General features: G+C 64.2%; 21 protein-coding genes. 8 read left to right on the top strand and 13 right to left on the bottom strand.

The window, feature by feature from the left end:
• The first annotated feature begins 39 nt into the window (after positions 1–39).
• From JQ603_RS05515 to kynU, 4 genes are all read left to right on the top strand, one after another.
• Complete coding sequence (locus JQ603_RS05515) at positions 40–1,317, top strand: ArgE/DapE family deacylase (RefSeq protein WP_212337149.1); 1,278 nt, start codon at positions 40–42, stop codon at positions 1,315–1,317.
• Between the two features lie 283 nt (positions 1,318–1,600).
• Positions 1,601–2,410 carry an alpha/beta hydrolase gene (locus JQ603_RS05510; RefSeq protein WP_212337147.1) on the top strand — a complete coding sequence of 270 codons (810 nt, stop codon included), beginning with the start codon at positions 1,601–1,603 and terminating at the stop codon, positions 2,408–2,410.
• 33 nt (positions 2,411–2,443) lie between these two features.
• On the top strand, positions 2,444–3,283 hold the full coding sequence (gene kynA, locus JQ603_RS05505) for a tryptophan 2,3-dioxygenase (RefSeq protein WP_212337145.1): 840 nt from the start codon (positions 2,444–2,446) through the stop codon (positions 3,281–3,283).
• Positions 3,284–3,291: 8 nt separating this feature from the next.
• On the top strand, positions 3,292–4,494 hold the full coding sequence (kynU, locus tag JQ603_RS05500) for a kynureninase (RefSeq protein WP_212337143.1): 1,203 nt from the start codon (positions 3,292–3,294) through the stop codon (positions 4,492–4,494).
• Positions 4,495–4,518: 24 nt separating this feature from the next.
• On the opposite strand, the gene JQ603_RS05495 is transcribed toward kynU, so the two are convergent.
• The gene (locus JQ603_RS05495) at positions 4,519–5,772 is read right to left on the bottom strand and encodes an acyl-CoA dehydrogenase family protein (protein ID WP_212337142.1); all 1,254 of its coding nucleotides are present in this window, start codon (positions 5,770–5,772) and stop codon (positions 4,519–4,521) included.
• Positions 5,773–6,032: 260 nt separating this feature from the next.
• Between JQ603_RS05495 and JQ603_RS05490 the strand changes: the two genes are divergently transcribed.
• Positions 6,033–6,983 (top strand): helix-turn-helix domain-containing protein, encoded by a 951-nt coding sequence (locus tag JQ603_RS05490; RefSeq protein ID WP_212337140.1) that lies wholly within the window; start codon positions 6,033–6,035, stop codon positions 6,981–6,983.
• A 15-nt stretch (positions 6,984–6,998) separates the two neighbouring features.
• Here JQ603_RS05490 and JQ603_RS05485 read toward each other — a convergent pair whose 3' ends face one another.
• The 8 genes from JQ603_RS05485 to JQ603_RS05450 form a co-directional block, all read right to left on the bottom strand.
• On the bottom strand, positions 6,999–7,517 hold the full coding sequence (locus tag JQ603_RS05485; protein ID WP_245003381.1) for a flavin reductase family protein: 519 nt from the start codon (positions 7,515–7,517) through the stop codon (positions 6,999–7,001).
• Between the two features lie 14 nt (positions 7,518–7,531).
• A complete protein-coding gene (locus JQ603_RS05480; RefSeq protein WP_212337136.1) occupies positions 7,532–8,950 on the bottom strand; it encodes an LLM class flavin-dependent oxidoreductase in 1,419 nt (472 codons plus the stop codon).
• 156 nt (positions 8,951–9,106) lie between these two features.
• Entirely contained in the window at positions 9,107–9,655 is a 549-nt protein-coding gene (locus JQ603_RS05475) for a hypothetical protein (RefSeq protein WP_212337135.1), read from the bottom strand.
• Positions 9,589–9,783, bottom strand: coding sequence for a hypothetical protein (locus JQ603_RS05470; RefSeq protein ID WP_212337133.1), 195 nt, complete (start codon positions 9,781–9,783; stop codon positions 9,589–9,591). The genes JQ603_RS05475 and JQ603_RS05470 overlap by 67 nt, the downstream gene beginning before the upstream one ends.
• Entirely contained in the window at positions 9,780–10,931 is a 1,152-nt protein-coding gene (locus JQ603_RS05465) for a PepSY-associated TM helix domain-containing protein (protein ID WP_433996628.1), read from the bottom strand. Before JQ603_RS05465 ends, JQ603_RS05470 begins: the two co-directional genes overlap by 4 nt.
• 33 nt (positions 10,932–10,964) lie before the next feature.
• Positions 10,965–13,262: a TonB-dependent siderophore receptor gene (locus JQ603_RS05460; RefSeq protein ID WP_245003380.1), complete on the bottom strand. Its 2,298-nt coding sequence runs from the start codon at positions 13,260–13,262 to the stop codon at positions 10,965–10,967.
• A 197-nt stretch (positions 13,263–13,459) separates the two neighbouring features.
• Positions 13,460–14,383: an AraC family transcriptional regulator gene (locus JQ603_RS38385; RefSeq protein ID WP_212337130.1), complete on the bottom strand. Its 924-nt coding sequence runs from the start codon at positions 14,381–14,383 to the stop codon at positions 13,460–13,462.
• 69 nt (positions 14,384–14,452) lie between these two features.
• Positions 14,453–15,274 (bottom strand): cobalamin-binding protein, encoded by an 822-nt coding sequence (locus tag JQ603_RS05450; protein WP_212337128.1) that lies wholly within the window; start codon positions 15,272–15,274, stop codon positions 14,453–14,455.
• Positions 15,275–15,392: 118 nt separating this feature from the next.
• Here JQ603_RS05450 and JQ603_RS05445 point away from each other — a divergent pair, with 118 nt between their 5' ends.
• Positions 15,393–15,791, top strand: coding sequence for a PaaI family thioesterase (locus JQ603_RS05445; protein WP_212337126.1), 399 nt, complete (start codon positions 15,393–15,395; stop codon positions 15,789–15,791).
• Positions 15,792–15,943: 152 nt separating this feature from the next.
• Positions 15,944–16,549 (top strand): GNAT family N-acetyltransferase, encoded by a 606-nt coding sequence (locus tag JQ603_RS05440; RefSeq protein WP_212337124.1) that lies wholly within the window; start codon positions 15,944–15,946, stop codon positions 16,547–16,549.
• A gap of 77 nt (positions 16,550–16,626) precedes the next feature.
• Here JQ603_RS05440 and JQ603_RS05435 read toward each other — a convergent pair whose 3' ends face one another.
• From JQ603_RS05435 to JQ603_RS05420, 4 genes are all read right to left on the bottom strand, one after another.
• Positions 16,627–16,932, bottom strand: coding sequence for a hypothetical protein (locus JQ603_RS05435; protein ID WP_063683963.1), 306 nt, complete (start codon positions 16,930–16,932; stop codon positions 16,627–16,629).
• Positions 16,933–17,035: 103 nt separating this feature from the next.
• On the bottom strand, positions 17,036–17,722 hold the full coding sequence (locus JQ603_RS05430; RefSeq protein ID WP_212337123.1) for a DUF2161 domain-containing phosphodiesterase: 687 nt from the start codon (positions 17,720–17,722) through the stop codon (positions 17,036–17,038).
• A gap of 96 nt (positions 17,723–17,818) precedes the next feature.
• Complete coding sequence (locus JQ603_RS05425; RefSeq protein ID WP_212337121.1) at positions 17,819–18,499, bottom strand: SDR family oxidoreductase; 681 nt, start codon at positions 18,497–18,499, stop codon at positions 17,819–17,821.
• Positions 18,500–18,521: 22 nt separating this feature from the next.
• A complete protein-coding gene (locus tag JQ603_RS05420; protein WP_212337119.1) occupies positions 18,522–19,280 on the bottom strand; it encodes a tyrosine-protein phosphatase in 759 nt (252 codons plus the stop codon).
• A gap of 70 nt (positions 19,281–19,350) precedes the next feature.
• Here JQ603_RS05420 and JQ603_RS05415 point away from each other — a divergent pair, with 70 nt between their 5' ends.
• Positions 19,351–19,677 (top strand): MliC family protein, encoded by a 327-nt coding sequence (locus tag JQ603_RS05415; protein ID WP_212337117.1) that lies wholly within the window; start codon positions 19,351–19,353, stop codon positions 19,675–19,677.
• The last annotated feature ends 51 nt before the right edge of the window (positions 19,678–19,728 follow it).

Raw genomic sequence — 19,728 nt, 5'->3', positions numbered from 1 at the left:
TGCGCGCTCCCTGAGGATTGAAATGCCCGGAGTTGCCTGATGAATGCCGAAACGCAGCAAAGGATTCTCGACGCCGTCGACGCCGGCTTCGAAGCCCAGCTTGCGACCACCCGAGACTTCGTCGCGATCCCCTCGACCCGCGGGGCGGAGGGGCCGTGCCAGGACATGATCGGCGACCTCTTGCGCGAACGCGGCTACGAGGTCGACGACTGGCACATCAATGTCGATGATTTGAAGGATCTGCGCGGCTTCGGCCCGATCGAGCACGATTTCTCCAAGGCGCGCTCGGTGGTGGGCACCTACCGTCCGCAAACCAATGGCGGCAAATCGCTGATCCTCCAGGGCCATTGCGACGTGGTGCCGGCAGGGCCTCTGGAATTGTGGGACACGCCGCCGTTCTCGCCTGTCATCAAGGACGGCAAGATGTTCGGCCGCGGCGCCTGCGACATGAAGTCGGGCACCATCGGCGCGCTCTATGCGCTCGATGCAATCAAGGCCGCCGGGTTCAAGCCCACGGCGCGCATTCATTTTCAATCCGTGATCGAGGAGGAGAGCACCGGCGTCGGTGCGCTTTCGACGCTCCAGCGCGGCTATCGTGCAGATGCCTGCTTCATCCCGGAGCCGACCGGCGGCAAGATGGTGCGCTCGCAGGTCGGCGTGATCTGGTTCCGGCTGCGCGTGAAGGGACACCCGACCCACGTTGCCTTTGCCGGATCGGGCTCCAACGCGATCATGGCGGCCTATCATCTCGTCCATGCCCTGCAAAAGCTCGAGATCGAATGGAACGAGCGGGCCAAGGCCGATCGCCATTTCAAGACGCTGAACCATCCCATCAACTTCAACCCCGGCATCATCAAGGGTGGCGACTGGGCCTCCAGCGTTCCGGCCTGGTGCGACGTCGACTGCCGCATCGCGATCCTGCCGGGCTGGTCGGTCGCCGATCACCAGAAGGAGATTGCGGCCTGTGTCGCCGCAGCCTCGCGCAATCACCGCTTCCTCGCCAACAATCCGCCGGAGATCGAATGGTCGGGCTTCCTGTCGGAGGGCTATGAACTCACCGGCGCGGCGGAGCCGGAGGCTGCGTTCGGCAAGGCCTTCAACAAGGTCTATGGCGGCATGCCGGAAGATCTCGTCTTCACTGCGCTGACCGATACCCGCTTCTACGGTCTGAACCACGGCATCCCCAGCCTGTGTTTCGGCGCCAGCGGCGGCGAGATGCACGGCTTCAACGAATATGTCGACCTGGATTCGCTGAAGAAGACCACCAAGGCGATGGCCCTGTTCATCGCGGAGTGGTGCGGGGTGGAGAAGGCGTAGCGGTCGCCTCAGGCACAGCTCTCGTAGGGTGGGCAAAGGCGCACTAGCGCCGTGCCCACGAGTACTACCCGACATGACCAAGTACGTGGGCACGCTTCCGCCTTCGCTCTTCGAGCTACGGCGGACAAGTCGCTTTGCCCACCCTACGGGATCTCGGCTGGAGCCCCTTTGCCCGAAACACGAGCGGATCCAAATCCTTTAAGCTTAAAATAAAGACTAGGATGCCGGCCGCGCCGGTGGCAGACTGGCGTCCTGTTCGCCGGCCGAGTCCTCGGGAGCCACGATGCGCGATTGGGATGATGCTTACGCCAATTCGGCCCATATCCCGGGCTCGGACAAGATGCCCGCGCAATGGGCCGAGCGGGCGGCGGCCTACCGCGCCGGGCTGAAGAATTTCCGCGCCGACATCGCCTATGGCGCCGGTGAGCGCCAGACGCTCGACCTGATCCTGCCTGACGGCGACAGCAAGGGCCTCGTCGTGTTCGTCCATGGCGGCTACTGGATGCGCTTCGACAAGTCGACCTGGACCGATCTGGCCGAAGGTGCACGGCATCATGGCTGGACCGTCGCGCTGCCGGGCTACACGCTGGCCCCCGGCGCACGCATCTCCGACATGACCGCCGAAATCACCGCCGCGATCGCCAGGGCCGCCTCGCTCGTCTCCGGCCCGATCCGGCTTGCCGGGCATTCGGCCGGCGGCCATCTCGTCACCCGAATGCTGTGTGACGACAGCCGGCTTGAACCTGCCGTCTTCAACCGCATCGCCGGCACGCTCTCGATCAGCGGCCTGCACGATCTTCGTCCGCTGCTCAAGACGAAGATGAATGACACGCTACACATGACCATGGAAGAGGCGAGCCTCGAAAGCGCGGCGCTGCATCTGCCGCGGGGACATTCGCCTGTGACCGCCTGGGTCGGCGGCGGCGAGCGGCCCGAATTCATCCGCCAGTCCGACCTGCTGGCCAATGTCTGGACCGGTTTCGACGTGCCGACGCGCCTCGTGGTCGAGCCTGCGCTGAACCATTTCACCGTCATCGACGGGCTCAAGGATCCGTCGTCGCAGATCACCGCGCGCCTGATCGGCCTCGATTGACGAGGCCGGGATGATGGATCGGGAGGGCCAGCCATGACGTCCAACGATTACGATCCCGCAAGCGAAGGCGCCGCGACCGATTTCGCCCGGCGCATGTCCTATGGCGATTATCTCGCGCTGGATTCGATCCTCGGCGCGCAGCATCCACTGTCGGAAGCGCATGACGAGATGCTGTTCATCATCCAGCATCAGACCACGGAGCTGTGGATGCGCCTCGCCATCCACGAGCTCAGCGCCGCGCGCCGCGCCATCGCCAAGGACGAGGTTGCTCCTGCGATGAAGATGCTGGCGCGGATGTCGCGGATCTTCGAGCAGCTCAACAACGCCTGGGACGTGCTGCGCACCATGACGCCGAGCGAATATACGCGCTTCCGTTCCCAGCTCGGCCAGTCCTCGGGCTTCCAGTCGCGTCAATACCGGCTGATCGAATTTTTGCTCGGCAACCGCAACCATGCGATGCTCAAGCCGCACGCGCATGACGTGGAGACGACGAAGCTGCTCGAAGCCGAGCTTGCGACGCCCAGCCTCTATGACGAGGTGCTCAGGCTTGCCGACCGCAACGGGCTGAAGATGCCGGCGGCGGTACTGTCGCGCGACGTCCGCGAGACCCACAGTTTCAACGAGGGCGTGCTGCAGGCCTGGCGTATCGTCTATGAGGCGCCGGAGACGCATTGGATGCTCTACGAGCTCGCCGAGAAGCTGGTCGATTTCGAGGACTACTTTCGGCGCTGGCGCTTCAACCATGTGACCACGGTCGAACGTGTCATCGGCTTCAAGCGCGGCACCGGCGGCACCGGCGGCGTCAGCTATCTCAAGCGCATGCTCGAGGTTGAGCTGTTTCCCGAACTCTGGCGCGTCCGCACCATTCTGTAGAAATGCTCATGACCAGATATCGCGTCTACGACGATACCAAGGCCCTGTTCCACCTGCCTGACGGCGTGATCTATCTCGACGGCAACTCGCTCGGCGCGCTGCCGCTGGGCGTTGCCGAGCGCGTCAATCGCGTCATCACGACCGAATGGGGCAACGAGCTGATCCGCGCCTGGAACACCGCAGGCTGGTACGCCCAGCCGCGTCATGTCGGCGATCGCATCGCCCGGCTGATCGGCGCGGAAGCCGGCTCGGTGATGGTCGGCGACACGCTGTCGCTCAAGGTCTACCAGGCACTTGCCGCCGCGCTCGACATGAACGCATCGCGCAAGATCGTCCTGTCGGACACCGGCAATTTCCCGACCGATCTCTACATGGCCGAGGGCCTGATCGCGACGCTCGGGCGCGGCCATCAATTGCGCCTCGTGGCGCCGGAGGACATCGAGGCGTCCTTGTCGGAGGAGATCGCGGTTCTCTACATCACCGAGGTCGACTATCGCACCGGCCGCCGCCACGACATGGCGAGGCTGACGGCCAAAGCGCATGCGCTCGGCATCGTCACCGTCTGGGATCTCGCGCATTCGGCCGGCGCGTTGCCGGTCGATCTCGCCGGCTGCGGCGCCGATTTCGCCGCGGGCTGCACCTACAAATACATCAACGCCGGCCCCGGCGCGCCGGCCTTCCTCTACGTCGCGCCGCGCCACGCCGACACCGCGCGCGCCGCGCTGTCGGGGTGGATGGGCCACGCAAAACCGTTTGCATTCGAGCTCGCCTATGCCGCCGCCGGCGGCGTCGAGCGCATGCGTGTCGGCACCCCGCCGGTGCTGGCAATGGCAGCCCTGGAGGCCTCGCTCGACATCTGGGACCGCGTCGACATCGCCGAGGTCCGCGCCCGCTCGCTGGCGCTCGGCGATCTCCTGATCGCCGAGGTCGAGCGCCGCTGCCCGTCCTTGAAGCTCGTCACCCCGCGCGCGCATGAGCGCCGCGGCTCGCAGGTCTCCTTCGCCTTCGAGGGCGGCTACGCCGCCATGCAGGCCCTGATCGCCCGCGGCGTCATCGGCGATTTCCGCGCGCCCGACATCATGCGGTTCGGCCTCACGCCGCTCTATATCGGCGAGAGCGAGATCATGAAGGCGGCCGAGATCATCGAGGACGTGATCGCGGGCGAGGTGTGGCGCCGGCCGGAGTATCAGGTCGTGAATGCCGTGACGTGAGCGGCGCGCCGATCCTCCCCGCGTTCATGCACCGAGCGTGCCGTAAGGCGCGAAATGCGGGTCGTAGGACGGGCTCTTGATGATGCTGTGGAGCTGCCGGCGGCGAGCTCCCATGTTGCCGCCGTCATAGAGCGGGAAGCACATCGCGTCGTTCATGAGTTCGGCCAGCGGGTGCATGTCGGTGTAGCTGTCGACCCCGACCAGGCGCATGCAGTCGTAGACGACGTCCACGCAGGTCTCCGAGCAGAACACTTTCGTCATCACGGCGAGTTCATGCTCCTTTCCGCCCGATAGATCGTATTGCTGGCAGGATTTCCAGGTCAGGTAGCGGCAGGCCTCGATCTTCATCTTGATATCGGCCAGCATGTAGCCGACGGTCGGATAGTCGATGATGGGGTGGGGCCCGGAGCGGGCATCCTTCCTGGCGAAGGCGAGCGCATGATCGAAGGCGGCCCGCATGACGCCGACGCAGGCGGCGCCGATCAGCGCGGCGGTCCAGGCGAAATTGGTGGAGACGATCTTGATCCCGTCACCGGGCTTGCCGATAATGTTGTCGGCGGGAACGCGGACATTCTCGAACTTCATTCGCGGCGAGATTGTCGCACGGTGGCCCGCCGTGTCCAGAATTCCCGTCACCTGCACGCCGGGCAGGTTGCCCGGCACCATGATGACGGCAAGCGACTCCTGCGCACCCTTGCTCGGATCGGTTCGGCACACCACGGCGTAGAGATGGCAGTTCTTGCCGTCCCAGCCGGTCCCATTCGTCGTGTAGTGCTTCTCGCCATTGATGACCCATTCGTCGCCCTCGCGCCTGGCAAAGGTCTTCACGCCGTAGCGCGGATCGGGCGCATCGAAGTTCGCGCCGCCCGTCACCTCGGTGAAGGCGAGCGCGCCGAGGCGCGTTCCATCCGCGATGAAGTCAGGCAGGAAGCGTTGCTTCTGTGCCTCGGTGCCGAAGAACACGATGGGTTTGACGCAGAGGCCGGTCCCGAGCAGCGTGCTCGGCACGTTGACATCGACCGCGGCCAGCTCTTCGGCAGCGATGGCGAAGTCGAGTGCGGGAACGTCGGTGCCGCCGACCTCCTTCGGAAACAGTCCCTTGACGAAGCCGGCTTCGACCGCCTTCTTGTGAAACGGCCGCGTCGCGTAGAAGCGCTCGTCCGGCTTGCTGTACTGGCGGATCGTCGCGCGGACGTCCTTGAGCACCGTGTTGGCGAAGCTGCGCGCGCCTTCGCGAAGCGCGGCCTGATCCGGGCTGAGCGTGAAATCGATAGGCATGGCTTCCTCCTCAAGACGTCGAGACGTATCGGCGCGACGCCGTCCCATGGCGCCCCTCGATTGACGGAAGGAAGGCTATGCGCGGGCGCAACGACAGTCTTGCCCGACAGCGCCCGGGCTTTGTGCTGACAGTGAACAGACCGTATTGGGCAATCGTTCTGTCCCATCCGTTGCCGAATGTTTGTGCTGTAGGCCGGTGCCGTTCTGGCATGGAAAGTGCTTTTTCAGAGGCCAGTCTCACTCTGTGTCGAGGATTTGCCATGGAGACCTGGACCACGAACGATCTGCCCGAGCGGGATCAGTTCAGCTATTGGAGAGAGGTCCTCTGCGAGGCCTATATCGCGCTCAATCCGGTGCGTGAGCCCGCGGCGGGCGGCTTTGCCGGGCGTGTCACCGCCCATCCGCTTTCGACGATCAACGTCACCACCATCTCGTCCGGCCGTCAGAAGATCTATCGCGGGCGCTCCGAGATCAGCCGCATGCCGACCGAAGTCTATTTCCTCAATCTCCAGCTCCGGGGGCAATGCTGCATGCAGCAGGGCGGTCGTGCCGCGCTGCTCAATCCCGGCGAGTTCTCGATCGTGGACTCGACGGAGCCTTATCTCAACGACTATTGCAGTGATGACTGGGAGCAGTACTCGTTCCGGATTCCGCGGCATCTGCTGCGTCCCTTGCTGCGCAATCCCGACAAGGCGACGGCCACGATCGTCGCCGACAACGGTGGCGTCGGCACCGTCGCCATCGATCTGCTCAAGTCGATCGTCCGCAACGTGGAGGGGCTGTCGCCGACCGGTGCGACGTTAAGCGGCAGCATGGTCGAGCTCGTGGCCATGTCGCTCGGTGCGACGCAGGCGACCCAGGAGATGGCGAAAGGCTCCGCGCGGCAGGCGCTATGTGCCTCGCTGGTCTCTCACATCGAGACCAACGTCGCCGATCCCGAGCTGGCGCCGGCCAAGGTCGCCGCCCATTTCGGCATCTCCGTGCGCTATCTGCACAAGGTGCTGGAGGAGGGTGGTCGGTCGTTCGGCCGCCTCGTCCTGGAGCAGCGCCTCGAGCGTTGCGCCAGGGATTTCGTGAAGCGGAAGGCGGACAGTGAGACGGTGACCGAGATCGCCTTGCGCTGGGGCTTCAACGACCTCTCGCATTTCAGCCGGACATTTCGCCAGCGGTTCGGAAAGACGCCGCGGGAATATCGCAGCGAGGGCGCGTGAACCGCCGGCGTTTCGTCAGGCGGCCCGCTCCAGCCGCCTGAATGCGCTGTCCATGTAGAGCAGGGGATCGACGTCCTGCTCGGCGAGGGAGACCTGCAAGACCTCGCCCAGGAAGATGGTGTGGGTCTCGTAGGCCAGCCGCTGCACCACCTTGCAATCGAACGCGGCGAGCGCCGTAGCCAGCACGGGCGCGCCTGATATCAGCGCCTGCCAATCGCCGGACGTGAACCGCTCTGCGCGGCGCGCCGATTTTGAAAAGACATCGACGAGTTCGAGGTCGGCGGCGGCCAGCAGGTTGACGGCGTAGACGCCGGATCGATCGATGACGTCATGCGCCGAGGCGCTCCTGTTGATGCAGACCAGCAGGGTCGGCGGCGCCGTGCTGACCGAGCTGATTGCGGTCGCGACCAGCCCGGCGCGCTGTCCGGCGGCGGCGCTCGTGATGAGCGCGACGCCGGAGGCAAATCTCCGCATGCCCGACTTGAAGGCGTTGGCCCTCGACATCGCGTCGAAGGGCGGCTCGGAACGATCCATGACAGTCTCGTTCCTCATGCGCGTTCCGTCTGCCACTTGACGCCGGTGCTGCCCGCGCTCTTCTCGCCGCCGCCCTTGAAGGCGCCGCGATAGCGCGCGGCGGGGTGGCGGTCGTTCAGCCGGCCGCCGCTGCCGGGGAACATCTTCTCGCGCAACGTGCCCGGCGCGTATTCGCGCTGGGCCAGGCCGCGCTTCTGCAGCACCGGGATGACGTGCTCGATGAAGTCGCGATAGGAGCCTGGAAAATACTGGCAGATCATGTTGATGCCGTCGACGCCCGCATCCTGCCAGGCTTCGAGCTGGTCGGCGATGCTCTCGGGCGTGCCGACGATCCGGCTGTTATAGGACAGCGCGTAGGCGAGGTCCTGGACGCGCGCCTTCTTGCCGGGATTGCTGGCCTCGAACATGCTGATGAACCCGCGCAGGCCCTCGATGTTGGCCTGTTCGATCGGCATGTCGCGGTCGAGCATGCCGAGGTCGATGCCCATGTCCCGGCTGATATGTGCGGCGAGGCCGTCATAGCTGACGCCCTTGTCGATCTCGTCGGACTTGCGCCACGCTTCCTCCTCCGTGCTCCCCACGACGAAGGAAAAGCCCTGGATGAATTTCAGGTCCTCCGGCCGCCGTCCGTTGGCTGACGCGACGGCGCGGGTCGCTGCGATGCCTTTGCGCGCGCCTTCGATGGTCGGATAGAGCACGAAGGTCCCTTCGGCATTGCGCGCGGCGAAGGACTGGCCGACCGGCGAGGCGCCGGCCTGGTAGAGCACCGGCGTACGCTGCGGCGAGGGCGAGCAGAGATGCGGCCCCAGCACCCGGTAACGCTCGCCGGAATGGTAGATGCGGTGGATCTTGCTGGCGTCGGCATAGACGCCGTTCTCCCTGTCGCCGAGCACTGCGCCTTCGTCCCACGAGCCTTCCCAGAGCTTGTAGACGACCTCCATGTATTCGTCGGCGCGGCGGTAGCGCTCGTCATGCGGAATGATCTCGTCGAAGCCGAAATTCTGCGCGGCGTTGTGGCTGACGCTGGTGACGATGTTCCAGCCGATGCGCCCATTGCTGAGATGATCCAGCGTCGACAGCCGCCGCGCGAAGCTGAATGGATGCTCCGACATGATGGAGCTGGTGAAGGTGAGGCCGAGGTTCTCGGTGACGCCGATCAATACCGCGGAGAGCGCCGCGGAATCGTTGCAGGGGATCTGCAAGCCTTCCCTGATGTAGGTGTCCCACGATCCCTTGTAGGCCGGGTCGATGCCGATGACGTCGGCGAGGAACAGCGCGTCGAAGCAGCCTTGCTCGAGCAGCTTGGTCAGCTCGATCCAGGTGCTGAGCTTGTCGAAATGCATCTGCGTGCTGTCGGGGTGGCGCCACAGTCCATGATAGATGTGGGAGACGACGTTCATCGAGAAGCAGTTGAGGATCAGACGATTGCGCATGGACAGGCCCCTGGGTTGCGAAGGTTTCGTCGGATCAGAGGCTAGCGACGCGGCAATGGGGCGTCTTGCTTACGCGCGCCCGGCGTTTGTGCTGGGAGGGAACACGGGATGAGGTGAAGGTCGACGCCTATGTGCGCGACGCGGCGACGATGAATGTCAGATCGCCAATGCGGTGACGCGATCGGTTGCCGGCAATCGTTTGGCGCGGCGGCGGCGCTCCGGAAGCCTTGAAGCGACGAACAGACCGCGGAGCGGATCGGGAGCTCCTGCCTCGAGGGCGTCCTTTGCAAGCAGGGGTAACAGGGCGGCGGCCTGTTGTGACTCCCGTCGGAGCGGCAGGTACGACAATTTGGCGCCGTGGCGCGGCAGCACGAACTGCCGCCCGAAATAGGCGGGATCGCCCGCGAGCTTGTTCAGGAATGCATCATGGCCCTTCGCCGCGCTGTAGCGCAGCATGCGCCGGATGACGCTTTCGGGCCGTTGATAGCAGCGTGCGACGGCTGCAACGAACCAGGCCCAGGCGTCGTGCGCGGGGCCGCCCATCTGGATGTGTCCGGTCACGTCGATGTCCTTGATTGCCACGTTGCGAAAGACCATTGCAGCACGACTCTGTTCCGGAACGGTGGCGCTGCCGCGGTTCAGCGCGGTTTCCGCCGCCAGAGGAAAACGAGATAGAGCAGCGGCGGAATGCCGAGTGCCGTCCATGAGATTGCGTCCCACCAGCCGTCGCCGACAAGTGCGCTGATCAGGCCCGCGGTGCTGACCAGGGCGACGATGGTCGGCGCGGCAAAGATTTGCGCCAACGAGCGATGGACGACCCGATGTGTACTCATGGGGATGTCAGTGCCGCGTTTTCGACGCTGGAAGCGCTTGCGATGCTTCGCTCCACCGTCACGCCCGCCTTGCGCCGGCGCAGCCACAGATACACGCCCGTGCCGAGGATGATGATGGTGAGCACGTCGAGCACGGCCCAGATGATCTTGAGCGGCATCCCGCCATAGTCGCCGAAATGCAGCGGCTGCGAGATGAAGAGAGCGGAGACATACCAGGGCATGTCGCGGGTGTCGGTCAGCTTTCCGGTCTCGGCATCGATCAATGCCGGCTTGAGCAGCCGCGACGTCAACGGCGTGTCGCCATGCAGGAAGACCGCATAGTGGCTCTTGCTGCTGAAGATCGTGCCGGGGAAGGCGACGAAGCTCGGTGTCATTCCCGGGACGGCCTGAGAGGCGACCTCGACCGCGGCATTGACAGGGGTCAGCTTTGCCGCAACCGATCGACCGCTGTATTGAGCCGTCATTTCGGACAGCTGCCCGAACTGCCAGAGCTTCAGGACGAGATCGGCCCAGGTGTTGATGACGCCGGTGAAGCCGACCACCAGCGTCCAGGCCACCAGCAGGATGCCGGCGAGGTTGTGGATGTCGAGCCAGCGGACGATGCGGGTCCGGCGTGCGCGATAAGTGCCGAAGCTCAGCTTCCGCATCGATGGGGCATAGACCACGATACCGGAGATGATCGCGACGCAGAACAGGATCCCCATCAGGCCGAGAAACAGTTTCCCGGGCAGCCCTGCAAACATGTCGGTGTGCAGCTTCAGCATGATGTAGGTGAAGCGGCCGGTAACGTCGGGAGCATCGAGGTACGCGCCGGTGTGGAGGTCCATCCGGACCAGCGTATTCTTCGACGGGTCGGAGGTGATCGACGGGCCCACGCTGACGAACATGGCATTGGGATCATCCCGATCCCAGACCAGGAAATGCGGCACCTTGCCGGGCGCGCTGGCGAGCGCATTGGCGAGGAGGGAATCGAGGTTGGCCTGCGGTGTCCCGGGCGGCACCTCCGCTGGCTTGACCTGATCGTGCAGGAGATCGTCGATCTCGTCGTGAAAGATCAGCGGCAGCCCGGTAACGCACAGGATCAGCATGAACAGGGTGCAGATGAGGCTCGACCATTTGTGGACGAAGCCCCATCGTCGGAGAGATATTGTCGCTGCCGTCAAAGCCAGTTCCAGCTCTTCTCAGTTCCACGTGTATTTCAAGGTACCGAGCACCGTGCGCGCGTTGCCGAAACCGCAATAGGCCAGACCTGTGAAGCACGAGGCGACATAATACTTGTTGGCCAGGTTTGTCACGTTGATCTGGGCCTTCCAGTTCTTCCAGTCGGGCCGGAGATAGGCGAAGTCGTAGCTCGCGCTTGCATCGATCAGTGTGTAGGACGGGACGATGAATGTGTTGAAATTGTCGCCATAGGTGTCTCCGACATAGCGGACGCCGGCGCCTATGCCGAAGCCTGCGAGCGGGCCGTCATACCAGGTGTACTTGCCCCAAAGCGAAGCCTGGTCCAGCGCCGTATTGATCATGTATTTGCCGGCATAGCCCGCGATGCTCTGGGTGACCTTCGGATCGAGATGGGCGTAGCCGCCGGTGATTTCGAACTCGCGGGTGAGATTGCCCTTGACCTCGAGCTCGAAGCCGCGGACCCGTACGGCGTCGGTCTGAACGCTGAAGAAGGGATTGATCGGGCTCGTGGTCAGCACGTCCTTCTGCTTGGTGTCGAAGATTGCTGCGGTGACCATGAAGTTCGATCCGACCGGCATGAACTTGACGCCGCCCTCGATGTTTTCGCCCGTGGTCGGCTTGAACGAATTGCCCGTGAGGTCTGCGCCCAGATTGGGGGTGAACGACGTCGAGTAGCTGACGTAAGGCGCAAGCCCGATGTCGAACAGATAGCTCAAGCCGACGCGCCCGGTCTGCGCGGAGTCGTCGCGATTGTAGATGCCGGCCGGCGGATAGAATGCCAGGCTCTGGAAACCTGAACTCGTCCAGTCCTGCCGCCCGCTCAGGGTCAGGGTGAAGCGGTCGAGCTTGACCTGATCCTGGATATAGAGACCCGCCTGCTTCAGGCTGTCGCTGCGCAGAATGAAGGGCGCCAGGGACGAGAACGACGGCACGGCCGCGCCATAGGCGGGGCTATATGCGTCGATCGGAGCGATAACGGTCGTGCGATAGTCGGTATTGGACCAAAGGTTGAAATAGTCCATGCCGAGCAGGACCTTGTGGGTGAGCGGTCCGGTCGCGAAGTCGGCCTGGACCTGGTTGTCCACTGCGACATTGGCGGCGCTCGCCTTGACGTAGTTGTAGGTCCGGGCAACGAGGCGATCGGTCACCATGCCTTCGGTGCGGACCGAAGCGAGATCGTTGGTCACCTCCGTGTAACGCAGGTTCTGCCGGATCTGGAACATGTCGTTGAAGCGGTGCTCGAACGCGTAGCCGAGCATGAATTGCTCGAGATGATAGCCGTCGATCGAGGGCTCGCCGAGATAACGGCTGTAGGGGATGTGGCCGTTCGGATTGGGCAGGAACGAGACCTGTCCGGTCACGTATTGCTGATAACCCTTGTTGTCGACCTTCTGGTACTGCGACAACACGGTGAAGCTCGTGTCCGCATCCGGGCGATAGGTGAAGCTCGGTGCAATGAACAGCTTGTTGTCCTGAACGAAGTCGGTCTGCGTGTTGCTGTCGCGGCCGAGGCCGACGATGCGGTAAAGGTACTGTCCGTCCTTGTCGATCGGGCCGCCGATATCGAACGCGCCCTGGAAGCGCTCGAACGATCCGAAGCTTCCGACGATCTCATTCGTTGGGGTCGCGGTCGGGCGCTTGCTGACCATGTTGAGCAGGCCGCCCGGATCGGACTGGCCGTAGAGACCGGACGAGGGGCCTTTCAGGACTTCGAGGCGCTCCAGGCCATAGGTCTCGATGCGCGGCACGGCGAAAGTGGTGGTGTCCGCCGGCAGGCGGAGGCCGTCGAGGTAGCGCGGCGCTTCGAACCCCCTGAGCTTGAACGTGTCGAAGAAGGCGTTGGCGCCGAAACTCACCACCGTGACCCCCGGCGTATAGCGCAGCGCCTCGCTGACGTTCTGCGCGCCCTGCGCCTCGATCTGGTCCTTGGTCACGACCGAGATCGACTGCGGGGTCGACAGGATCGGCGTGTCGGTCTTGGTCGCGGTCATGCTCTGACTTGCGAGATAGCCGGTCACCGGACCATTGCCTTTCTCGCCTCCGGAGACGGCAGGCACGGCCTGTTGCGTGGCTGCGGGGGCGCGCCGCGCGACGGTGCGCGTTGCGCGAGCCGGGCTCGTCGATCGGACCGGCTTGGCGCGGGCGCGCTCGGGCTTGGGCGCGTCGACCGTGACGGGCGGCAGGGTGCCTCCGGCATTCTGAGCCTGCGCGGGCGATTTCGTCATTGCCACCATCGCAAGTCCGGCAAGCGTCATTGCAGTCAGCCGCTTCTCATTCTTCAGCGTTCGAAATTCCATTGCCCCAAACCTGTCCACGCCATTCCAAGTCCGGGGCGATTAGGTGCCGAATCCGTGCAGTGCCGCCTTTGCGTGTGCGCAAAAATCCTTTGATCGCTTGTCGACAAGTTCCAGATTGGCCGGCAAGACATTTCGTCGCAGCACCGGGCTGGCTGGATCGATCTGCAGCCTCGCGGCATCGGGAGGGCGAATGCCGATCAATGCTTCAGCGCGCGAATGCGACTTGGAGCCTGCCCGAAATGTTTGCGAAAGGCGGTCGCGAAATTGGCCGGGTTGCCGTAACCGGCAAGATAGGCTGCCTCGTTGATCGAGACACCTTGCTCGATGATCGCGTCCTTGGCCGCTTCGAGACGCCGCGTCCGCAAATAGTCCGCAGCGCTCATGCCAAAGACACGGCGGAAGTGCGTGTTGAAGGAACGGCGGCTGATGCCGGCCTCGCGTGCCAGTTGCGGGATCGTCCAGGACCGCCGCAGATCTGCGTCGATCGCGTCGCGCACGGCGCGTAGGCGCCGCCGCTTGATGTCGCCCACGGGGTCTGCGATCGCGCGGGCTCCGGCCATGGAAATCACCCTCACAAGGATTTCCAGCGCATGTGCGGACAGCAACAGTTCTTCCACGCGCCCACGCACCGTTGGAGTCAGCATTTCCGTCGCCATCGCCAGAATTCGTGCGGGGGCCTTCAACGAAATCGCGAACTGGTCGGAGCCGGCCTGCGCGAACAGGTCAAGGAATTCGCGCTGCAGCCCCAGCCGTTCGATCGAGGAATAGGGAAAGGCGAGGCCGGCCGCGAACATGTACGTCCCCCGGGCCGCCTGTCCACCGCAGTGCGACGGTGTGCGCAGGCCCATCACGACGATCGAATTATCCGAGTAGCGCGTTCGCTCGACGCCGTTGAGCGGTCCGCCCATGCCGGCGCCCTTCAGCACGACCGAAACGTACAGCCCGGGCTTGATCACGCCCTCGGAACGTATCTCGCTATCGAGAACGAGATCGTTGCGCTGGAACAGGCATCCGGGAAACTCCAGCCACCGCACGATCTTGGCAAACTCGTCCGCCCGCGATGTGTTCGTCGCGTCGAGAATGCTGAATTCGTCGAAGATGCGATGATAGATGTGCGTCACGTGCCATTCCAGGAAACGGTCGGCGCAGGGCAGCACGCTCTATTTGTCGTCGATCAGAATGACCCGCAACTAGAATGCTTCCAAGAACCCCGCGGTCTGGTCGGACATGCGCTCGCCCCACAACGCCGTCACGATTGCGTCGAGCCCGTCCGTCAGTGCCGCCGGTCCCGGCTGCAGGATGATCGGCGACTTGATCTCGACGATGCGGTCGCTGCGTACGGCGGGGATCGCGCTCCAGCCATCGCGTGCGCGGATGCGGGCAGGGACGACCTTCTTGCCGCACCATGAGGCGAGGATGATGTCGGGTGCGGCTTCGCGCACCGCCTCCGTCGAAACGATTCGATCCTTTGCCGCCTGCCGATGTCGCAGTTCCGGGAAGACATCCACGCCCCCGGCGATCTCGATCAGCTCGGACACCCAGCCGATGCCCGAGATCAACGGATTGTCCCATTCCTCGAAATAGACCCTTGGTCGAGGCGAGGGGCGAGGCGTTGCCGCGATCGTCGCCAGGCGTTGCTCGAAGCCTTGCGCGAGCTGGTCCGCGCGTTCGGCCACGCCGACCAGCGCGCCCAGCATCCGGATCATCGCCAGGATTCCGGCGACATCGCGCTGATTGAAGACGTGGACGTCGATGCCGGCGCGGACGAGATCGGCGACGATGCCGGCCTGAAGATCGGAGAAGGCCAGCACCAGATCCGGCTCCAGCGCCAGGATCTTCGGGATGTCAGCGGAGACGAAGGCCGACACCCGCGGCTTCTCACGGCGCACCTGGGGCGGACGGACGGCGTAGCCGGAAACGCCGACGATGCGGTCCTGCTCGCCGAGCAGGTAGAGTGTCTCGACCGTCTCTTCGGTCAGGCAGACGATGCGGCGGGGTGGGTAGTGGCGCATGGTGCACCATATGCGCAAACGTTGCAGGCGATGTCACGGCGGCCATTACCTCGGACGTCATTGCTTTGCCGCGCGAAGCAATTCACCCTGACAACACAAGGAATTGGGAGGAGATCCGATGACGCCGCTCGAGAAACTTAAAGCGATGAAGATGCCGTTCGCCGAGCTCAAAGGCGTCGAATTCGTCGAAGCCGAGAAGGACCGCGTGGTGGCGCGGATGACGGTCCGGCCTGATCTCTGCACCCTGCACCACACCATCCATGGCGGCGCGGTGATGGCGCTGGCCGATTCCGTCGGCGCCGCGGCGACCGTGATCAATCTGCCCGAGGATGCCAAGGGCACCACGACGTTGGAGAGCAAGACCAATTTCATCGGTGGGGCCAGAGAGGGGGCCACGGTGATTGCCACTGCCACCCCGGTCCACCGGGGCCGGCGGACCCAGGTCTGGACCACCCGGCTGGAGACTGAGGACGGGAAGTTGGTGGCTGTGGTGACCCAGACGCAGCTGGTCCTGTAAGACTACGGGGCCTTGATTTTGTTAACGAAATAGTCGCTTCCGATGCCACTAAGTTGGGCAGGTTCCCGTCTTGAAAATCATATTGCGATGCACAATATAGGGGGCCTAGGGATTCGAACGCCTCCTCGAGGGACACCAAGAGGAGTTTTGACGTGGTACTTCAAGCGACCGTCCGCACGGCTCCGGGCTATGTGCGGACCCTGATCCAGCAGGAAGAATTGCCGCTTCTGCGCGATCACCTGCTGAGACTCGATGCCGAAAGCCGGCATGACCGTTTCAACGGCTTTCTCGACGACAGCTTCATCGAGCGTTACGCCGCCCGCTGCGCCGAGGATGGCACTGTCATCGTCGCCTATATCGTCGACGGCGTGGTTCGCGGTGCGGCGGAACTGCATCCGCCGGAAGATGGTTCACTGCCCGAGGTCGCTTTCAGCGTGGAAGCCTCCGCACGCCGCCAGGGCGTCGGCACCGTGCTATTCCGCCGCTTGATCGCGGAGGCGCGCTGGAAGGGCTACAAGCAGCTGCGCATCACCACCGGTGCCGAGAATCACGCGATGCGGGCACTGGCCAAGAAGTTCGGCGCGCATCTGGCCTTCCGTCACGGCGAATCGACCGGAACGATCGATCTCGCCAAGACGCCCGAGGCCGAGCTGGCGGATCTCGCGGCAGCGCCGTTCACGGCGGGCCGCGCGCTGCTTAGCTTCAACTCGACCTGCTGGAAGATCATCTCCAGCATGTACGGCAATCGCGCCGCCTAGTTCAGAAGCGGACTGGAATCAAAAAGCGGACCGGCAAAACCGGTCCGCTTTTGTATTTCGGATCGAAAGATAAACGCTCAGGTACCGGTGCGCGTAGCGGTGCTGAAGCGGCGAACGACGCGGCGTTCGACCACCACCGAGCGCTGCGCACCCTGCTCGCCGGCAATCACGCGCGTGGCGGTGATGCGGCTGTTGGTGCGGGCCTGCTTCTTCACCTCGGCCTGGACGACATCGAGCGGCATCCCCATCAGAGCTGCGGCGATCTCGGCCTGCTGCTCCTGGTCGTCGGTAATTCCGACGGCGGCGAAGATCGCCTCGTCCAGGGTCGGCGGATCGTGACGCACGCGCCGCGTGCCGTATTTGGTATTCCAGTCTGCGCTCATGGTAGCCTCATTTCGATCCGGGATACCTAGTGCTGCATATGTTGCATTGCAATATGAATTTGGTGTGGCATCTCAGCTATTCACCACTTGCATCCATCCGGCGTCAGGGTGGTGACGGAGCACCGGCATCGGCCTCGACCCTTTGCTGCGGCCAGCGCTTCAGCGCGGCGTGTCCGGCCTCGGTGAGCCCGTAGATTCCCCGTTCGGCGCGCTCAAACCAGCCATACACATTGTTAAGCAAGATCTTGCCGGCATCGGGACAGCGCACACGCAGCTCGCGGACGGGCCGCGGGCCTGTCGCGAGTTCCGATGCGCAAGCCAGTGCCTGCTGCCGGTAGGCCGTCATGATCGGCGCGCGCGTGCTGCCGCCGAGCACCGGATCGCCCTGACGGCGCTGATGCTCGGCAACGAGCCGTGAGCGAATTTTCGGTTCCCGACGCGGGGCCGCCGTCGGCGGCTTGACCAGCACCTCGACCTGGCCGCGGTCGGTCACCCCCAGCATGCCAAAGCCGAGGCGGCGGCAGAGATTGCGGTAGCGCGCATCGCTCTCGCGTCCCTTGCCACGCGCGGACATTTTTGCGGCGATCCAGACCTCGTCGCCCGCCGGCGCGCGGTCGACCGCCTGCAGGATCAGCTCGAGATTGAAGGCGAGCTTGAGCTCGCCGATCACCACGACAGGCGGATCGCCGGCGCTGAGGCCGACGAGATCGCAGCCGCCGATCTCGCCCTTGACGGTGAAGCCGAGCTCTTCGAGGAAGCGTTTGACGGGCAGGTAGAGCGCGGTTTCCACGGGTGGTCCGATCGGAGAATCAGTTGCGTGCAGTCTAGAGCCTTCTCGGCTCCGATTGAATCCGAGCCGGCCCCGGACGATTCGATCTGAACGCGGCTACACCCGCCCGCCGACCGGGATCAGCGCGCCGGTGACGCCGCTGGCGGCATCGCTAGCGAGGAACAGGATCACCTCCGCGAGCTCCTGCGGCGTCACCCACCTGGAAAAGTCCGCCTTCGGCATGTCGACGCGGTTGGCTTTGGTGTCGATGATCGAGGGCAGCACCGCGTTCACGGTGACCTTGCCCTTCCACTCATTGGCGAGCGCCTCGGTGAGGCGATGTACGCCGGCCTTTGAGGCGGCATAGGGGCCCATGCCGTTGCCGGCCTGGAGCGCGCCCATCGCGCCGATGTTGACGATGCGGCCGACGCTGGAGGCGGCGAGATGCGGCAGCGCTGCGCGCGAAGTGTTCAGCGCCGTCAGCACGTTCAGCGCATACATGCGTTGCCACGTCGTGATGTCGCCGTCGCCGACGGTCTCGAAGGCGAAGCCGCCGGCGATGTTGATCAGCCCGTCGAGCCGACCGAAATGCTTCGCCGCGGCATCGATCGCGGTCTTCGCCTGCGCTGCGTCGGACAGATCGACGTCGCCGATCTCGATGCGCCCGGGCGTCGCTGGCAGTTGCGAGGGCGCATGATCGATCCCGGCGATGAGTGCGCCGCGAGACTGTGCGACTTCGGCAACCACTTTGCCAAGCGCGCCGAGCACGCCGGTGACGACCAGAACCTTGCCTTGCATCATCGTTCTCCCGGCGCAGCCGCTACGCTTGCAGATAGAGCGCCTTCAGTGCGGTTCGCTCTGCTGTGCCGAGCTTGAGCCCATCGCGCAAGTAGGTTTCGAGATCGCCATAGTCGCGCCCGACGGCTTCGAACGCTGCCGCCAGGTACGAGGATTCGACGGAGCCGATCGCGTCGAGAACGTCGGCGGGAAGATCGGCGGCGTTCGATGGGTCGCGCCTGTAGTGGCGGTTGGTCAAAAGGTAATCCTCGGCAATGACGTCGTCAGGCACGCCCAGCGCATGCAGGATCAGCGCGCTGGCAAAGCCGGTGCGGTCCTTGCCGGCGGTGCAGTGGATCACGAGCGGCGCGCGGTCTTCGAGCAGATGGCTGAACAGCGCGCGAAAGCTATGCGTGTTGTGGCGAACATAGTTGCGATAGGATTCGCGCATCAGCTCGAGCGCGACCGGTGCGGTCAGCGTCCCCCTTGCGATCTCGGCGCGCAGCGCGGCGACGACGGTTGGCTCGATCGGCAGCGAATAAACCGTGATCTCGTTCACGACGCAGACGCCGGCCGCGCGCTCCTCGACACCGCGAAAATCGAATGCGCTTCTGACACCGAGCGCGCGGACGATCTCGACATCGGCTGCGGTGAGCTGCCCGAGATGATTGGAGCGGAAGATGTGCCGCCAGCGCGTGGTGCGGCCGTCGGCGGTCCGATAGCCGCCGAGATCGCGAAAATTACTGGCGCCTTGCAGGGCGAGGTGGCGGGCAGGGGAGTCTTTTAGGGAAGAGTCTTGCATCAGATCGGCTTGGGTTATGGTTCCACTGGACGCACTACGGCGTCCTTCAAGTCCATTACAGGGGGCGATCATGGGCCGGCACAAGGCCATTGTTTTGACGATCACCACGCTGGCGGTCGGAATTCTCAGTGCGCGGCAGGCCGATGCGCAGACCTTCCGGACCTATCGCTGCGCCGATGGTACCCAGTTCATCGTGGGATTTTATGACTACGACAAGCGCGCCTTCCTCCAGATCGACGGCGAACCCGTCACGCTCGCCAAGCGGCTGTCGGTCTCGGGCGCGCGCTATTCGGGGGCAGGGATCACGCTTGTTATCGGCAAGACCGGAACGACCACGGTCAAGCATCTGAAGCGGCCGGTCACGGCCTGCGCGGTGATCGAAAAGCCCGGGATCTAGCTGGGGGGCCAACACGAATCAAAAAGGGCCGAAACACCGTTGTTTCGACCC

The sequence above is a fragment of the Bradyrhizobium liaoningense genome (genome assembly GCF_018130825.1).
In the GTDB taxonomy this organism is placed as follows: Bacteria; Pseudomonadota; Alphaproteobacteria; order Rhizobiales; family Xanthobacteraceae; genus Bradyrhizobium; species Bradyrhizobium liaoningense_B.
The sequence above is the reverse complement of the archived record's forward strand: the minus strand, read 5'-3'. Positions and strand labels throughout refer to the sequence as shown.

Excerpts from the sequence above, each read along its gene's own strand:
- JQ603_RS05490 (WP_212337140.1), top strand. The coding sequence starts at position 6,033 with ATGGAGACCTGGACCACGAACGATCTGCCCGAGCGGGATCAGTTCAGC.
- kynA (WP_212337145.1), top strand. The coding sequence starts at position 2,444 with ATGACGTCCAACGATTACGATCCCGCAAGCGAAGGCGCCGCGACCGAT.
- JQ603_RS05435 (WP_063683963.1), bottom strand. The coding sequence starts at position 16,932 with ATGAGCGCAGACTGGAATACCAAATACGGCACGCGGCGCGTGCGTCAC.
- JQ603_RS05515 (WP_212337149.1), top strand. The coding sequence starts at position 40 with ATGAATGCCGAAACGCAGCAAAGGATTCTCGACGCCGTCGACGCCGGC.
- JQ603_RS05470 (WP_212337133.1), bottom strand. The coding sequence starts at position 9,783 with ATGAGTACACATCGGGTCGTCCATCGCTCGTTGGCGCAAATCTTTGCC.
- JQ603_RS05480 (WP_212337136.1), bottom strand. The coding sequence starts at position 8,950 with ATGCGCAATCGTCTGATCCTCAACTGCTTCTCGATGAACGTCGTCTCC.
- JQ603_RS05445 (WP_212337126.1), top strand. The coding sequence starts at position 15,393 with ATGACGCCGCTCGAGAAACTTAAAGCGATGAAGATGCCGTTCGCCGAG.
- JQ603_RS05485 (WP_245003381.1), bottom strand. The coding sequence starts at position 7,517 with ATGGATCGTTCCGAGCCGCCCTTCGACGCGATGTCGAGGGCCAACGCC.
- JQ603_RS05450 (WP_212337128.1), bottom strand. The coding sequence starts at position 15,274 with ATGCGCCACTACCCACCCCGCCGCATCGTCTGCCTGACCGAAGAGACG.
- JQ603_RS05510 (WP_212337147.1), top strand. The coding sequence starts at position 1,601 with ATGCGCGATTGGGATGATGCTTACGCCAATTCGGCCCATATCCCGGGC.
- JQ603_RS05495 (WP_212337142.1), bottom strand. The coding sequence starts at position 5,772 with ATGCCTATCGATTTCACGCTCAGCCCGGATCAGGCCGCGCTTCGCGAA.
- JQ603_RS05460 (WP_245003380.1), bottom strand. The coding sequence starts at position 13,262 with ATGGAATTTCGAACGCTGAAGAATGAGAAGCGGCTGACTGCAATGACG.
- JQ603_RS05420 (WP_212337119.1), bottom strand. The coding sequence starts at position 19,280 with ATGCAAGACTCTTCCCTAAAAGACTCCCCTGCCCGCCACCTCGCCCTG.
- JQ603_RS05475 (WP_212337135.1), bottom strand. The coding sequence starts at position 9,655 with ATGGACGGCACTCGGCATTCCGCCGCTGCTCTATCTCGTTTTCCTCTG.
- JQ603_RS05425 (WP_212337121.1), bottom strand. The coding sequence starts at position 18,499 with ATGCAAGGCAAGGTTCTGGTCGTCACCGGCGTGCTCGGCGCGCTTGGC.
- kynU (WP_212337143.1), top strand. The coding sequence starts at position 3,292 with ATGACCAGATATCGCGTCTACGACGATACCAAGGCCCTGTTCCACCTG.
- JQ603_RS05415 (WP_212337117.1), top strand. The coding sequence starts at position 19,351 with ATGGGCCGGCACAAGGCCATTGTTTTGACGATCACCACGCTGGCGGTC.